Origin of the sequence: Ruegeria sp. HKCCD6604 (genome assembly GCF_013110635.1) — a bacterium.
Taxonomy (GTDB): domain Bacteria; phylum Pseudomonadota; class Alphaproteobacteria; order Rhodobacterales; family Rhodobacteraceae; genus Ruegeria.
Genome location: NZ_WVQW01000010.1, coordinates 65,516 through 81,296, shown reverse-complemented (window position 1 = coordinate 81,296; position 15,781 = coordinate 65,516). Strand labels below are relative to the sequence as shown.

General features: G+C 58.2%; 15 protein-coding genes. 12 read left to right on the top strand and 3 right to left on the bottom strand.

From position 1 onward, the window contains the following. The first annotated feature begins 19 nt into the window (after positions 1–19). The 4 genes from GS614_RS18915 (at position 20) to GS614_RS18900 (ending at position 2,898) form a co-directional block, all read left to right on the top strand. Complete coding sequence (locus tag GS614_RS18915; RefSeq protein ID WP_171727071.1) at positions 20–1,372, top strand: mechanosensitive ion channel family protein; 1,353 nt, start codon at positions 20–22, stop codon at positions 1,370–1,372. 164 nt (positions 1,373–1,536) lie between these two features. Then, complete coding sequence (gene rsfS / locus GS614_RS18910) at positions 1,537–1,896, top strand: ribosome silencing factor (RefSeq protein WP_058276550.1); 360 nt, start codon at positions 1,537–1,539, stop codon at positions 1,894–1,896. A gap of 44 nt (positions 1,897–1,940) precedes the next feature. Further along, positions 1,941–2,411, top strand: a complete 471-nt coding sequence (rlmH, locus tag GS614_RS18905) for a 23S rRNA (pseudouridine(1915)-N(3))-methyltransferase RlmH (RefSeq protein WP_171120101.1) — start codon at positions 1,941–1,943, stop codon at positions 2,409–2,411. 1 nt (position 2,412) lies between these two features. Further along, a complete protein-coding gene (locus GS614_RS18900; RefSeq protein ID WP_171120102.1) occupies positions 2,413–2,898 on the top strand; it encodes a flavodoxin family protein in 486 nt (161 codons plus the stop codon). A 3-nt stretch (positions 2,899–2,901) separates the two neighbouring features. On the opposite strand, the gene GS614_RS18895 is transcribed toward GS614_RS18900, so the two are convergent. Beyond that, positions 2,902–3,249 carry a hypothetical protein gene (locus GS614_RS18895; RefSeq protein ID WP_171331677.1) on the bottom strand — a complete coding sequence of 116 codons (348 nt, stop codon included), beginning with the start codon at positions 3,247–3,249 and terminating at the stop codon, positions 2,902–2,904. 35 nt (positions 3,250–3,284) lie between these two features. Next, on the bottom strand, positions 3,285–3,995 hold the full coding sequence (locus GS614_RS18890; RefSeq protein ID WP_152459727.1) for a DUF599 domain-containing protein: 711 nt from the start codon (positions 3,993–3,995) through the stop codon (positions 3,285–3,287). 79 nt (positions 3,996–4,074) lie between these two features. Here GS614_RS18890 and GS614_RS18885 point away from each other — a divergent pair, with 79 nt between their 5' ends. The 7 genes from GS614_RS18885 (at position 4,075) to GS614_RS18855 (ending at position 12,651) form a co-directional block, all read left to right on the top strand. After that, positions 4,075–5,523, top strand: coding sequence for an FAD-linked oxidase C-terminal domain-containing protein (locus tag GS614_RS18885; protein WP_171727070.1), 1,449 nt, complete (start codon positions 4,075–4,077; stop codon positions 5,521–5,523). A 24-nt stretch (positions 5,524–5,547) separates the two neighbouring features. Beyond that, positions 5,548–6,648, top strand: a complete 1,101-nt coding sequence (locus GS614_RS18880) for an FAD-binding protein (RefSeq protein ID WP_171727069.1) — start codon at positions 5,548–5,550, stop codon at positions 6,646–6,648. A 4-nt stretch (positions 6,649–6,652) separates the two neighbouring features. Beyond that, a complete protein-coding gene (gene glcF / locus GS614_RS18875) occupies positions 6,653–7,966 on the top strand; it encodes a glycolate oxidase subunit GlcF (protein ID WP_171727068.1) in 1,314 nt (437 codons plus the stop codon). A 119-nt stretch (positions 7,967–8,085) separates the two neighbouring features. Next, the gene (locus tag GS614_RS18870; protein WP_171727067.1) at positions 8,086–8,877 is read left to right on the top strand and encodes a trypsin-like peptidase domain-containing protein; all 792 of its coding nucleotides are present in this window, start codon (positions 8,086–8,088) and stop codon (positions 8,875–8,877) included. Further along, positions 8,874–9,689, top strand: coding sequence for a serine protease (locus GS614_RS18865; protein WP_171727066.1), 816 nt, complete (start codon positions 8,874–8,876; stop codon positions 9,687–9,689). Before GS614_RS18870 ends, GS614_RS18865 begins: the two co-directional genes overlap by 4 nt. A 123-nt stretch (positions 9,690–9,812) precedes the next feature. Beyond that, a complete protein-coding gene (locus tag GS614_RS18860) occupies positions 9,813–10,280 on the top strand; it encodes an Hsp20 family protein (RefSeq protein ID WP_152459732.1) in 468 nt (155 codons plus the stop codon). Between the two features lie 145 nt (positions 10,281–10,425). Then, on the top strand, positions 10,426–12,651 hold the full coding sequence (locus GS614_RS18855) for a tetratricopeptide repeat protein (RefSeq protein ID WP_171727065.1): 2,226 nt from the start codon (positions 10,426–10,428) through the stop codon (positions 12,649–12,651). Positions 12,652–12,760: 109 nt separating this feature from the next. Here GS614_RS18855 and GS614_RS18850 read toward each other — a convergent pair whose 3' ends face one another. After that, the gene (locus GS614_RS18850; RefSeq protein ID WP_171727064.1) at positions 12,761–14,236 is read right to left on the bottom strand and encodes an NAD-dependent succinate-semialdehyde dehydrogenase; all 1,476 of its coding nucleotides are present in this window, start codon (positions 14,234–14,236) and stop codon (positions 12,761–12,763) included. A gap of 283 nt (positions 14,237–14,519) precedes the next feature. Here GS614_RS18850 and GS614_RS18845 point away from each other — a divergent pair, with 283 nt between their 5' ends. Continuing rightward, entirely contained in the window at positions 14,520–15,599 is a 1,080-nt protein-coding gene (locus GS614_RS18845) for a hypothetical protein (protein ID WP_171727063.1), read from the top strand. Positions 15,600–15,781 lie beyond the last annotated feature (182 nt).

Sequence of the window (15,781 nt, the reverse complement as noted above, 5' to 3'; positions counted from 1 at the left end):
TGCCGTGCAGGAGGCGCGTATGAACCAAGACCTGATCCCCAGCTCGCTGACAGACCTTTACAACAACATGGTCGCGGGGTTCTCTTCCGAGCTTCAAGAACTGGTCGAGTTGGTGGTTACGCCGGGCTGGCGGCAGTATCAGTTGGTCATCATCCTTTTCCTTTGGGCGCTGGCTTTCCTTCTGAAAGTTCTGACACAGCCGCGATGGGATGCTTGGACGCGCGCACGCACCGGATGGCCGAAATGGCGGCTTCGCACCATGGTACAGCTGATGCAGCGGCTGACACTGGTCTATTTCGTGCTGCTGTCCTGGCTCTTGTACCAGGTAATGCAGCATGTCACCTGGCCGTCGCGCAGTTATCTCATTGGGATCATTGCAACTCTGGCAACTGCGTGGCTGGCGATTGCACTGGTGGCGAGGCTTGTCCGCAACCGGACGCTGCGACGGATATTCAAGTGGGCAATGTGGGTCTATGCAACGCTTGTTGCGTTGAATCTGACGGATGACGTGGCCGAATTCCTCGATGGGGTCGCGATTTCCGTCGGTGACCTGCATATTTCCTTGCTGGGTATTCTCAAGGCCATCCTGCTGATCGGGGTCCTGTTGACGCTGGCCCGCATCGGCACCCGCGCGGCCGAGCGTGGATTGCAGAGCAATGACGACATCACCCCGTCCATGCAGGTGTTGTTGGCCAAGGGAATTCAGGTGCTGCTGTATGGCGCGGTCTTTCTGGCTGCGATCCGCACGCTGGGCTTCGATCTGACCGGCATTGCGCTGTTGTCGGGCGCGATCGGCGTGGGCATCGGGTTCGGCCTGCAAAAAGTGGTGTCGAACCTCATATCGGGGATCATTATCCTGATGGATCGGTCGATCAAGCCAGGCGATGTGATCTCGCTGGGCGATACGTTCGGTTGGATCAATGCGCTGGGCGCACGCTATGTCTCGGTTGTCACGCGGGACGGGCGGGAATACCTGATCCCGAACGAGGACCTGATTACCAACCAGGTGGTGAACTGGTCGCATTCCGACAAATTCGTGCGGTTGGATCTGGATTTCGGCACCAGCTATGAGGATGACCCCCACAAAGTGCGGGCAACGGCGATCCGGGCTGTAAAGGCAGTGACCCGCGTATTGAGTGGCGGAAAACATGAACCGGTTTGCCATATCACCGGTTTTGGCGACAGCAGCGTGGATTACGTTCTGCGGTTCTGGATCAGCGATCCGACCAAAGGGCTGACCAATATCAGGGGAAATGTCTATCTTGCGCTGTGGGATGCGTTTCAGGACGAAGGCATCTCGATTCCCTTCCCGCAGCGCGAGGTTCGGCTTTTGTCGGAAAACGCAAACATGCAACAAATCGCAGAAGAGTGATCAACCCTGCGCGGGGCCGGACGCGCTTTCATTGAAATGTTGCATTCCCCTTGTTACTTTATTAGTACCCCGGCGCCGGGGTTTCACGGCGCGCAGCAAAGGAGGACTATGTCCTGTCACTACATACACAGGCGGGTTTGCCTGCCGAAGACGGGTCCCGTGTAATGGCCCACTCTCAGTCAATCAGCGACAAGCTGCTTGAGCGTATCCTTTCCTCACTTTCCGATGACAAGGCCGAAGACGTCGTGCAGATCAACCTGCAAGGCAAGTCGTCTGTCGCGGATCACATGGTCATTGCTTCGGGTCGGTCGACCCGTCAGGTCTCGGCCATGGCGGAAAAGCTGACGGATCGCATCAAGCAGGAATTCGGTTTCACCTCGAAGGTCGAAGGCAAGGATGCCGGCGATTGGGTGCTGATCGATACGGGCGACGTGATCGTCCATATCTTCCGCCCCGAAGTGCGCGAATTCTACCAGCTGGAAAAGATGTGGCTGCCCCAGGGCGGCAGCGCCTCGGCGAACTGAGGCGCCATCCCGGCCCGTATTGAGGGGCCGGAGGCGAGAGAGATATGCGTATCAGCATAGTTGCGGTCGGGCGATTGCGCTCCGGACCGGAGAAGTCCCTGCTTGATGATTACCTGACCCGCTTTGACCGGACCGGCCGTGGCCCGGGCCTTGGTCCCGCGCGGGTGATCGAGGTCGAGGACAAGAAAAACGCAGGCATGGGGGCCGAAGCCGCGTTGCTGCGCAAGGCGCTGCCCAAGGGCGCGGTGATCTGTACGCTGGACGAACGCGGGCGCGTGATGTCCTCGCCCGATTTTGCCAAGAAACTGGGTAGTTGGCGCGATGCGGGGCGGCAGGATCTGGCGCTGATCATCGGCGGAGCGGACGGAATAGACCCTGCTTTGCGGGCGGAGGCCGACTTTTCCATCTCGTTCGGGTCGATGGTCTGGCCTCATATGCTGGTCCGTGTGATGCTGGCCGAGCAACTGTATCGGGCCGCGACCATTCTGTCAGGTGGCCCCTATCACCGGGTCTGACATGGCGCAGCTTCTGATCGTTTATCATTCGCGCACAGGTGGTGCCCGGCAGATGGCCGAAGCGGCGGCTGAATCGGCGCGGGCTGAAACCGAGGTTGAGCTTGTGCCTGCGGATCAGGCGGGGCCGGAGGATGTGCTGGCCGCCGACGGCTACATCTTCTGCGCGCCAGAGAATCTGGCGGCGATCTCTGGCTTGATGAAGGAATTCTTCGACCGCTGTTATTACCCAGTTCTGGGACAGATCGAAGGTCGTCCATATGCGCAGATGATTTGCGCCGGGTCGGACGGAGAGAATGCAGCCCGCCAGATCGCACGGATCGCCACTGGATGGCGGTTGAAAGAGGTCCAGTCGCCGCTGATTGTCTGCACGCACGCGCAAACGCCCGAGGTCATTCTGGCCCGAAAAACCATTCCGGAAGATCAGCTGGATCGGTGTCGCGAGATCGGCGCCGCGTTGGGTGCGGGCCTGGCCATGGGGATTTTCTGAAGGTCAGTTCAGTTCGACCAACGTCGTGTCTGCGTTCCAGCCATCCACATTGCACCGGGCCTGAATCTGCACCTGTGAAACGTTTTCCGGAATCACCACGCCGCCAAGCGAGCGGGTAAAAGGTTGTTCTGTCTCATGCGGGTGGTGCAGCACCCGCAGTCCCAGTTCATTCCCGTCCATGTCCAGAACGCGCCAGCCGTCGGCGTAATGATCCCAGCCTGTATCGGGATGCCGGATCGTCACGTCGAACCGCCATGTGTCACCGGTGGCACTGGCGCGGACCTGTTCGATTGTCGGCGGGTCGGCAAGGGCAGGTACAGCCAGAAGGGCGCTGAGAATCACATAACGCATGGTTCGAACCTAGGGTTTAATGCCGCGCTTGGGGATCACGTCTCTGTGTTCGACGTTTGGGCCATGAGGATCGCGCGGGAATGCGATGCAAACTCGCGGCGATACAGGACACCGAATGTGATCATCGTGCCCAACACCAATGCCATCGGTCCAAGAAACCACGCCAGCGAAGCAAGGGCGAAATAGGTGGCGCGAAGACCGCGGTTGAAGCTTCGGGCGGCGGTCACGCAGATCTCGGCCGCCTGACCGGCCCGAGGATAGGCGTTTGGGTCTTCAGGATCGTTTGGAACCGAGGCCATCAAAACGGCGCAATACCCAAAAAGGCGATGGGCCCAGACGTATTTCAAAAAAGCATTGGCCAGCAGCAGGACAACCACAAGTATCTTGATTTCCCAGACCATCGCCGGTGCGCTGCCGATGGCAAGATCCGTCGCCACCCCGGCCAATCGTTCGGTATTGCCCAACAGGGCCAGACCGCCCCCGATGGCAATCATCGTGGTCGAGGCGAAAAAGGTGCTGCCTTGCCGCATGGCAGCCACGACCTGTGCATCGAACATCCGTGGCTGACGCGTCACCATCTCGTGCATCCAGTCGCGGCGGTAGCCATCCATCACAAGGGCGACGGACGGCTTCTGTGGTGACGGGTGTTCGATCTTCCATCCGATCCACAGCCACGCACCCAGCAATATTGCAATGGCAGCATAATCCAGAGGGGAAAATAGGGCGGCACGTTCGATCCAGGTCATGGCGCGACAGTACGACCGGACATCGGAACTTGCCAGAGTGGTAAATTGGTAATATTATTTTACCAAAGGGAGGGATGCCATGGAAATGCCAAAGCCAAGCCCGGACGTACTGAACCGGAAAAGCGCGATCGTTTCGCGGCTGTCGCGGGTTTTGCCGGATACGGCAATTGTCCATGATCCGGCTGAAACCCGAGCCTATGAGTGCGATGCCCTGACGGCTTACAAATGCCCGCCGATGCTGGCCGTGCTGCCGTCGAGCACGCAGGAAGTCTCGGACGTTTTGCGCATCTGCCATGAAGAAGGCGTGCCTGTCGTGCCGCGCGGTGCGGGTACGTCGCTGGCCGGCGGGGCATTGCCAACGGCTGATTGCGTCATTCTGGGCGTCGCGCGGATGAATGAGGTGCTGGAGGTTGACTATGACAACCGTTTCATCAGGGTGCAGACGGGCCGCACCAATCTGAGCGTCACCGGCGCGGTCGAGGAGCAAGATTTCTTTTATGCGCCTGATCCTTCCTCGCAACTGGCATGCGCCATTGCCGGCAATATCGCGATGAATTCAGGCGGCGCGCATTGCCTGAAATATGGCGTGACAACGAACAACCTTCTGGGCGTGACCATGGTGATGATGGATGGCAGTGTCGTCGAGATCGGCGGCGCGCATCTGGATGCGCCCGGTCTGGACCTTTTGGGCGTCATTTGCGGCTCGGAAGGTCAGTTGGGCGTGGTGACCGAAGCAACACTGCGCATTCTGCGCAAGCCCGAAGGCGCGCGGCCGGTTCTGATGGGGTTCGACGACAACGAAGTCGCGGGTCAGTGTGTTTCTGACATTATCAAATCGGGCATTCTGCCGGTCGCGATCGAGTTCATGGACACGCTGTGCATAAAAGCCTGCGAAAACTTTGCACACGCCGGCTATCCCGACTGCCATGCGCTGTTGATTGTCGAAGTGGAAGGGTCGGAAGCCGAAATCGCCCATCAACTGTCGAAAATCATCGAGATCGCCAAGCGCCACAACCCGGTCGAGTTGCGAGAAAGCCAGTCAGCCGAAGAAAGCGCAAAAATATGGCTTGGCCGGAAATCCGCATTCGGCGCCATGGGGCAGTTGAACGACTATATGTGCCTTGACGGTACGATCCCGGTGTCGGCCCTGCCGACGGTGCTGCGCCGTATCGGCGAGTTGAGTGAAGAATTCGGTCTGCCTGTCGGGAACGTTTTTCACGCAGGGGATGGGAACATGCATCCGCTGATCCTTTTCGATGCCAACAAGCCGGGTGATCTGGAAAAATGCGAGGCATTCGGGGCCGAAATTCTGAAACTATGCGTGGACGAAGGCGGTTGTCTGACCGGTGAGCACGGCGTTGGCATCGAGAAGAGGGATCTCATGTCGCATCAATATGCGCTTGCCGATCTTGAAGCGCAGATGGCGGTCAAGGACGTTTTTGACCCCAAATGGCTGCTGAACCCTGCCAAGGTGTTTCCACTGAACGTTTCGGAAACCCGCCGCCACGCGCAGATTGCTGCCGAATAACAGGATCTAATAACGGATTTTGCCATGAAACCTGAATCAGAATCTGAACTGGCCGACATGGTGGCCGGATTGAAAGACCCTGTTCGCATCGTCGGTGGCGGAACGCGCGCGGTCACCGGTCCCGAAGCGAATATCGAAACCGGGGCTCTGCGTGGCATTTCGCTTTACGAACCCGGAGCACTTACTCTTGTGGCCAAGGCCGGGACATCATTGGCAGAGATCCAGGCCGTGCTGGAAGCGGAAGGTCAGCAACTGGCGTTTGAGCCGATGGATCACCGCAGTTTGCTTGATACTCAAGGTGAACCAACGATCGGCGGTGTCGTCGCGGCCAATATCTCGGGCCCGCGACGGATTCAGGTCGGTGCCTGCCGGGATTTCCTGCTGGGTGTGCGTTTCGTCGACGGGCGCGGGCAGGTGGTCAAGAATGGTGGGCGAGTTATGAAAAACGTCACCGGTTATGATCTCGTTAAATTGATGGGTGGGTCTTGGGGAACACTGGGAATTCTGACCGAAGTGTCGTTGAAGGTGCTGCCCAAGCCGGAAAGAGTGGCGACTTTGTCCGTCGCCGTTCGGGATGCCGGCAGCGCGGTGAAAGTTCTTTCCGCTGCGTTGAAATCACCTTTTGAAGTGACGGGTGCCGCCTATGACCCGGCGGGTGGAAATGCCCTGCTTAGGGTTGAGGGATTTGCAGAGTCGGTGACGTACAGGATCGGTCGGTTGACCGCCTTACTGGCAGATTTTGGTGAGGTGACAGACGAGGGAGACGCCACAGCGCTTTGGACCGGGATCCGCGACGTTCACCCATTTCAGGGCAAGGACGGGGACGTCTGGCGGCTTTCGGTAAAACCGAGTGACGCGGCGGAGATTTCGGCGCGCGCCGAAGCGGATCAAGCGCTGTTTGACTGGGGCGGTGGTCTTGTCTGGCTGCGGGTCCCGGCTCTCACGGATGTGCGTGCCCGGCTTGGCGAGTTTTCAGGTCATGCCACTTTGGTACGATCCGACCACGACACGATCAGAAAACTGGGGCGATTTCATCCGGAACCCCCATCAATATCGGCTCTGACAAAGGGCTTGCGTGCGAGATTTGATCCTCGGGGTTTGTTCAACCCGGGGCTGATGGGATAGGGCGATGCAGACAAAATTCACCGATGAGCAATTGCAAGACCCGGCAATCCAGCGCTCGAACGAGATTCTGCGAAACTGCGTCCATTGCGGATTTTGCACGGCCACGTGTCCGACATATCAGGTGCTGGGAGACGAGCTCGACAGTCCGCGTGGGCGCATCTACCTGATCAAGGACATGCTTGAAAACGAACGTGTGCCCGACGAAAAGACGGTCAAGCACATCGACCGCTGCCTGTCCTGTCTGGCGTGCATGACCACTTGCCCGTCAGGTGTGCATTATATGCATCTGGTCGATCACGCGCGTGAATATATCGAGGCCAACTACAAGCGTCCGCTGACGGATCGGGTGTTGCGCTGGGTTCTGGCGCAGATCCTGCCTTATCCGATGCGGTTCCGTTGGGCCCTGATCGGGGCCAGGCTGGGCCGTCCTTTCCGGTTCCTGATGCCTGATGCCCGGCTGCGCGCGATGTTGGAGATGGCGCCCAAGCATATCCCGCCTGTCAGCCGCAACGATGATCCGCAGAGTTTTGCGCCCGGCGGCGAACGAAAAATGCGGGTGGCGCTTATGACGGGCTGCGCGCAAAGGGCGCTGAACACCGATATCAATGACGCCACGATCCGCCTGCTGACTCGATTGGGGTGCGAGGTCGTGATCGCCGAAGGTGCCGGGTGTTGCGGAGCTTTGACCCATCACATGGGCAAGGTGCAAGACAGTCATATGGCGGCAAAAGCCAATATCAGAGCCTGGAAACGGGAAATGGACGGTGATGGGTTGGACGCCATAGTCATCAATACCTCCGGCTGTGGCACCACCGTGAAAGATTATGGACACATGTTTCGCAATAACCCGCTAGCCGAAGATGCGGCGCGTGTGTCTGCAATCGCCATGGATATCAGTGAACTTCTGATCAAGTTGGATCTGCCGACGGGCGAAAACCAAAACCTGACCGTCGCCTACCATGCAGCCTGCTCATTGCAGCATGGGCAGAAGATCAAATCTTACCCCAAAGAATTGCTGAAACACGCGGGTTTCTCGGTTGTCGAACCCGCCGACAGTCATTTGTGCTGCGGCAGCGCGGGAACGTACAACCTGATGCAGCCGGGAATATCGGGCCAGTTGAAACAGCGAAAAGTCAGAACACTTGAGGCGAAAAAGCCTGATATCATTGCCGCCGGCAATATCGGGTGCATGATGCAGATCGGTTCTGCCACGCAACTGCCGATCGTTCATACGGTAGAGTTGCTGGACTGGGCGACGGGCGGGCCAAAGCCACCGGCCTTGCACAGAAAAGGCAACGCCGTTCCTGTCTTGCGGTGAATCGTGCTGATGCCAGCGCGCATCATTTTCCAGGGAAATACCTTTGGTGCCTGACCGCCCTATTTTCGCCCAACGCGGCACGTAGGACAAAAGCTTCGAAGTGAGTCTCGGAGAACCGCGTGCGCAACTGGATCAAGGCGATCGTGCTCTGTGTCTTGCCATTGGCGGCCACGGCGCAGGACACCGGGCTGGAAAGCCTGGATACGTCGGATTCCGGGCGCGAGTGGATGGCTGTCGGGCGGTTGGATATCGCCGGGGCAGGGTTTTGCACCGGAACGCTGGTGTCGCCGACGCTTGTACTGACTGCGGCGCATTGCCTGTTCGACAAGAGATCCGGTCAACGGATCAACCCCGCGGATATCGAGTTTCTGGCTGGGTGGCGTTTGGGACGTGCGTTGGCCTATCGGACCGCGCGCCAGGCAGTGATCCATCCGGACTACCAATATGGCGTCGATTCAACGGCCGACCGGGTAAGCGCGGACGTGGCCTTGATCGAGCTGTGGCAGCCGATCCGTAATACCGCCGTCATTCCATTTGAGTCGGGCGATCAGCCCAAACGTGGCGCTGAAGTGGGCGTTGTGTCTTATGCGCATGACCGGTCAGAAGCTCCGTCGCTGCAACAGGTCTGCTCGGTCATGAACCGGCAGGCCGGGGTTATGGTCATGTCCTGCGACGTTGATTTCGGGTCTTCGGGGGCACCCGTTTTTTCTTTCACGGGCGCGCGCCCTCAGATCGTATCGGTGGTTGCGGCCAAGGCCAGCATGGACGGCCAAAGTGTCGCAATTGGAACCGCGGTTGAGCATTCGCTGCAATTGCTTCGTGACGAACTTTCTGCGGGGCGGGGATTTGGGCTTTCCTCGTCCGGATCGGGAACGAACAAGAACATAGGCGCAAGGTTCATTCGACCATGATGAGAGTCTTCTGGAGCCTGTTATTGGGCCTGAGCGTCTTGGCAACAGCGCCGCAAGCGCAATCCAACAAGCGCAAGCTGACCGACCGGGATGACCTTTATGGTTGGGAGGCTATCGGTCGGCTGGATGTCCGCGATGCCTCGTATTGCACCGGCACGTTGATCGCGCAGGACATTGTGCTGACCGCAGCCCATTGTGCGGTGGATCGTCGTACCGGGAAGACTTATGTGCCCGAAGACATCACGTTTCGTGCAGGCCTTAGCAACGGCAACGCCTTGGCCGAGCGTCAAGTCACGCAAATCGCCCTTCATCCCAGCTATGGGGCGCAGAACCCGCTGTCGCACCAAGGTGTCCAGTTGGACGTGGCCCTGATGCGGCTGAACGAGCCTATCCCGTATTCGGTCGCCGACCCTTTTGCGCTGCACAGCGGCCGTGTTCCGGGCAACGAGATCAGCATTGCCTCGTATGGGCGCGGACGGTCCGAGGCGATCACCCGAGAACGGTCGTGCCGTATCATCGACCGCAGGCAGGGTCTGATCACCTTTGATTGCGACATTACTTTCGGGTCTTCCGGGTCTGCAATTCTGGCGAAAAACGGTGCGCGCTGGCAGATCCTGTCCGTGGTATCGGCAGTAGGGACGAACGGCCGTAGAAAGGTGGGGTTTGGCATGGAGCTTGACGGGATCGTCGCCGAGCTCAAGGCCATCATGCGGCGCGACGCACCTCAGCCCAAGGCGTCGATCCGCCGATTGCAGGTCGGGTCCGGTAAGTCAGGATCTGGTGCGAAATTCATCAGTTCTGGCGGGGGTTGAACTCGGCGAAATCGCTACCCATGTGATGTGTATCGGACCGCCACAACGGGGTCCGGTACCTGAAATCGCCCGTCCAGTCGGAGGGCACTTATCGCAAATCGCTCAAGAATGAGGATATGACACATGCGTACGTTTGATTTTGCACCGCTGCACCGCGCCACCATTGGCTTTGACCAGATCGCCGACATGATGGATCGCGTTCTGACCAACGATGGGGCCCAGCCCAGCTATCCACCCTACAACATCGAAAAAACCGATGTCGACACCTACCGGATTTCGGTGGCCGTTGCCGGTTTTTCGGAAAACGACCTGACCGTGGAAGTGAAAGAAAATTCACTTGTCGTGGCAGGTAAAAAAGCCGCCGAAGACAAAGAGCGCACCTATCTGCACCGTGGCATCGCCACCCGCGCGTTCGAGCGTCGGTTTGCCCTGGCGGATCATGTCCGCGTCACCGGTGCGAGCCACGAAAACGGTATGCTGAACATCGAACTGAAGCGCGAGGTTCCGGAGGCTCTGAAACCGCGCCGGATCGAGATCACCTCGGCCAAAGCCATCGAGAAGGATGTGGTGGACGCCAAAGCCGTGAACTGAGGCTTCTGAATATCCCGCGGCAGTTCACTCCTCCCGGACTGCCGCAACACACGCCCCGCGTTCCTCCAGACGCGGGGCGTTGTGTTTTTGGGCGTGTACGAAAATTGGTTCCCAGCAAATTATCCGCCTGATAGTCTTCGGTATTATGGAAAGCCGACCAAAACGTCGACTAGCAGCTATCCTGGCAGCCGACATCGCCGGCTACTCAAGATTGGTTGGTCTGGACGAAGAAGGTACCATCGCAAGGCTTCGCCTGATCCGCAGCGACGTCATAGAGCCGGCGATCGCCCGGCATTCAGGGCGCATCGCGAACACTGCGGGAGACAGCTTTGTGATCGAATTTCGCAGCGCCGTCGATGCGGTTCACGCTGCCGTGGAAATTCAGGCCGACCTTGCAAAGAGAAACGCGGGTACCGATCAAGATAGCGTCATCACGTTTCGGATCGGCCTGAACGTCGGCGATGTGGTTTCGAACGGGGATGACATCCTTGGCGACGGGGTGAACGTTGCCGCGCGGCTTGAGGCACTGTCAGATCCCGGTGGTATCATTGTTTCACAATCCATCGTCGGTTATGCGCGCAACAAAGTGCCCTATGGTTTTGCCCCGATCGGGCCACAGAACGTCAAGAACATCGCAGACCCAGTTCAGGCCTTTCGCGTAGAAGCGGAAATTTTGCCTTCACCGCGAAAAAGCCGCACACTGAGGAAATCCCGCTGGCTGCCGCTGGCGGCTCTGCTCGTGATGTTGGCGGCTGTTGGGCTTTTTCTGACGAAACCGTGGAAGACTGGCCAATTGCGCGCCTCAGAGGCGCAGATGGTTTACCCTTTGCCGGATCTACCTTCCATCGCAGTGTTGCCGATTGCGAATTACACCGATGACGCATCCAAGGAAATGCTGATCAACGGTATCTCTGAGGATTTGATCACGGACCTGTCCCGAATATCCGGATTGTTCGTCATCGCCGGCAATTCATCCTTCGCATACCGCGACAGGAACATAGATATCGCTCGTTTCGCCGAAGAACTTGGGGTTCGCTACGTCGTTGACGGCAGCGTGCGACGTGCGGATGAAGATTTCCGGATCAACATTCGCCTGACCGACACATTGAACGGGCGATTGATCTGGGCGGACAGGTTTGATGGCGCGATTGATGACATCTTTGAAGTGCAGAAAACTATTGTTCTCGCAATTGCTCAGGAGCTGGATCTTCCGCTCGACCCTCAAAGCCGGCAAGCCATCGAAAGCGTGGAAACCCAGACCATTGCAGCACGCGAGGCCTTCCAGCGCGGGTGGGAGTTGTATTCGCAGTTCAACGAACAGGACAACCTTGCGGCAATTCCCCATTTTGAAAAGGCCGTGGAATTGGACCCGGATTATGGGCGTGCCTGGGCGACGCTTGCCCTGGCGCATTTGCGACCGCACATCTTTCATCATTGGAATGGGTTTGCAGAGTCAGGCGCGCAAATGCATATCGGCCTGTTTTACAGATATTACCGGGATGTGATGGAGCAGGACACCGCCCTGGTGCACGTTATCCGGGCTATTGTCAGTCTCAACCTTCCGGATTGGGACAGTAACCTACGGGTAGGTCGGGGGACGGAAGAAGCCAGACGAGAAGCAGCGAAAGCCATCGCGCTGCAACCCAGCGACCCCGAGGCGCATCTGACGATGGGATGGGCGCTGATTGCAGCCGGTGAGCCCGAGGAAGGATTGGCCTTTGTACAGGCCGCGACCCGGCTGGATCCCAATTATCCCAGCCACTACGCGCTGTTTGAAGCGGCGGCTCTTTACGCATTGAATGACCTGACGGGTGCGGCAGATGTGATCGAGAAAGAGTTGAACAGAAATCCGCAGGCAACTGAACTGATGCCATTTGCAGCCTCGGTTCTGGCCCTGAATGGAGATCGACGTGCGGGCAGGGCCATCATCGACCGATGGCAAAAGGGCAAGCATGCCGGTGTCATACAGGACGCTGTTCAGAATTACTTTTTCATCATTCGCTGGGTCGGTGAGAACCAACATTTGAACGCCCGGCTGAACGACGGGCTGCGTCTGGCGGCGTTGCCTCCGGAAAAAACCATAGCAAGTCTGAGGGCGGATCTGTCACGGGGGGATGCCAAAGATCAGAGGACGGCAGCCCAATCGCTGGCCCTGTTCGGTCCCGAGGCAGAGCCAGCGGTGCCGGAATTGATCGCGCTTCTTGAAAGCCCGTCGGTGTTTGTCCGCAAAGAGGCAGCTATTGCATTGGGGAAAATTGGTGGCGCGGCGTCCTCTGCATTGCCCGCGCTGGAAGCCATGGTTGACGGTTCGTTGCAGGGAAAGTTCGCGACCCGTGCAATCGAACAAATCCGCGACAAGTCCGCAGAATAGCCGTGTCAGCGTCGACTGGGCCGCCGCCATACACACTCAAAACACGACGCGATTGCGTTTCCGGACGCGGCGTCTCTGCCCACCGCAATGGGACAGAGACCGTATTGGATCAGACCGACATGCAGACGTACTTCATTTCCAGATAGTCTTCCATGCCGTGATGGCTGCCTTCGCGGCCCAGACCGGATTGCTTGACGCCGCCGAACGGGCCCAGCTCGGTCGAGATGATGCCGGTGTTCACGCCGACGATACCGTATTCCAAGGCTTCGGCCACCTTGTAGACGCGGCTCAGGTCCTTGGCATAGAAATACGAGGCCAGACCAAAAATCGTGTCATTGGCCATGGCGATCACGTCGTCTTCGTCCTCGAATTTGAACAGCGGGGCCAGCGGGCCAAAGGTTTCGTCCTGCGCCACCAGCATGTCCTGCGTCACGCCGGTCACGATGGTTGGCTGGAAGAACGTGCCGCCCAGATCATGAGGCAGACCACCAGTCAGAACCGCGCCGCCCTTGTCGGTCACGTCCTTGATATGTTCCTCGACCTTGGCGACCGCGTCGGCGTTGATCAGCGGGCCGGTGGTGGTGCCTTCGGTCAAGCCGTCGCCGATCTTGAGTGCCTCTACTGCCGTTTTCAGTTTGGCCGCGAATGCGTCATAGACGCCGGCCTGCACATAGATACGGTTCGCGCAGACACAGGTCTGGCCATTGTTGCGGAACTTGCACAGCATCGCGCCTTCGACGGCGGCATCCAGATCGGCGTCGTCGAACACGATGAACGGTGCGTTGCCGCCCAGCTCCATCGAACATTTCATGACCTGATCGGCTGCCTGGCGCAGCAGGATGCGGCCCACTTCGGTCGATCCGGTAAAGGTCAGCTTGCGCACACCGGGGTTTTCGCAGAACTCCTTGCCGATCTCACCGGCCTGCGACGAGGGCACCACGTTGAACACGCCCGCAGGTACGCCGGCCTGTTCCGCCAGCAGCGCCAGTACCAGCGCCGACAGGGGCGTTTCGGTGGCCGGGCGCGCCACAAAGGCGCAGCCAGCGGCCAAAGCCGGGCCTGCCTTGCGGGTGATCATCGCGTTGGGGAAGTTCCAGGGCGTGATCGAGGCCGCAACGCCGATCGGCTGCTTCATCACCATGATCCGCTTGTCGCGCTGATGGCCGGGAATGGTCTCGCCATAGACGCGCTTGGCCTCTTCACCGAAGAACTCGATGAAAGACGCGCCATAGCCGATCTCGCCGATGGCTTCGGCCAGGGGTTTGCCCTGTTCAGCGGTCAGGATCTTGCCCAGATCCTCGGCGTTTTCCATCATCAGATCGAACCAGCGCCGCAAGATGGCTGCACGTTCCTTGCCGGTCAGTTTGGCCCATTCCTTCTGCGCGGCTTCGGCCTGTGTGATTGCTCCGGCGACCTGAGCGCGGCTGACGTCTGCCACTTCGGCGACCACATCGCCCCGAGCGGGGTTTGTGACTTTGAACGTGCCATTGTCACCGTCTACCCAGTGACCGCCGATATAGGCTTTGGTTACAAGCAATTCGGGGTTCTTCAGGATTGACTTCAGATCGGTCGTTGCGTCCAGCATGATAAGCCTCCAGCGTGAATTGGGTTGCGCGCACCCAATCAGGTGATGTCTCAATTGTCTATGGCCACTCTGGATGTGGAATCAATCCAGATTTGATCAAAAAAATACTTAACAAGTTAAATTAATCGAGTCACCCGAAATCTGCGCGTTTCATTGGCCGGTCTCGCCTTTCTTTTTGCCAAGGAGTTTGCCAAAGTCTGAGTGAATTTTGAGACCCGGGGATGTAAATCAGTGTAACATTCCCTATCTTATTGGGTAATAGAAGAAAAAAGGGATAGAAGCGATGTCGAACCAGCAATTCGAAGCGTTGATAGAAGAGACTCAAGCCAAAGTACGCGAAAGCCAGTCTCAGATCGAAGGGCTGACTTCGCGCATTGAAGCGGCCCGTGCCAAGATCGGCACCGCCGAGGCGGATATCGACATCGAAAACGCCACGCTCGAGGATGTGCACGCCCATACCGAGGTGATGAACGCCAATATCGCCGAGCTGATCATGGGGCTGGACGACGTCACCAGCGCCTTTTCCAAAGATTTTGACGAGATGCGTTCGAAAACCGGGTGGGAGTCGTTTGTCGGCATCTTCTCGAAAGGTAAATCCGAGTCGATGCGGCAGGAGCGGATGCGCACCGCCAATATCGACGACAAGCTTCAGGACCTGATCGCCAAATCCGACGTGATCGTCAAACTGCTGCAAGGGCAATTGTCGGTGTTGGAAGAGCAGCGCGTCAAGGTCGAGGACAACCTGACCGTCACGCTGGACGATCGCGAGGCGACCGTGGCGGAACTCGAGGCGCTGCGCGCCGAGATTCAGGGTATGGATCCGACGATCATCACGCTGGAAAACAAGATCAGCGTCGAACAGGACGCCGCCGCGCGCACCCAGCTGGAAACCGAACTTGCCGAGTTGAACAAACAATACAACGCCAAGGTTCAGGAAGAACAGGTCAAGTTGGCCAAATCCCAAACGCTGGAGCGTTACATCGAAAAGGGCAAAACCTGGGTCGATTCACTGCAAAACCAGGCGGCGACGCAGATGGTGCTGATCAACAAGCTGCAAACAGACACGCAACAGCGCGTGGTGCTGTATGATGCCCTGACCAAATCGCTGAAAACCGCGCAGCAGCAGGACGTGGCCCACCGCATCAACGAGATCGGCGTGCAGACGGATCAGGAGGCTCAGACGGCGATGGCCGCCATCGGCACCGCGACCAACCAGAAGATGGCCGACATGCTCGAGGCGCACGAGGACCACATGGTCTTTGCCCGCGACGTGCTGGAGAAAAAGGCCAAGGCGGATGAGCGCTTTGCCCGCCGGTTTGCTTCGATTGTCGAGAAGCATGATAAGAATTTGTATGGCGGATGAAGATTTCGGAAATGAGATTAATTGGGCGACCGAGATCAGTGCCCGAATGGACTTACCAAATGGTTGTGGCAACTTTGTTTGTGCTCGGCCTAATTTGGATTTGGCCGGAATCAACAGCTAACTATGTTGGAATATACGCGGCAGTCTGTGTCGGTAGCCTAGTCAATTTTTACCTTATTGTT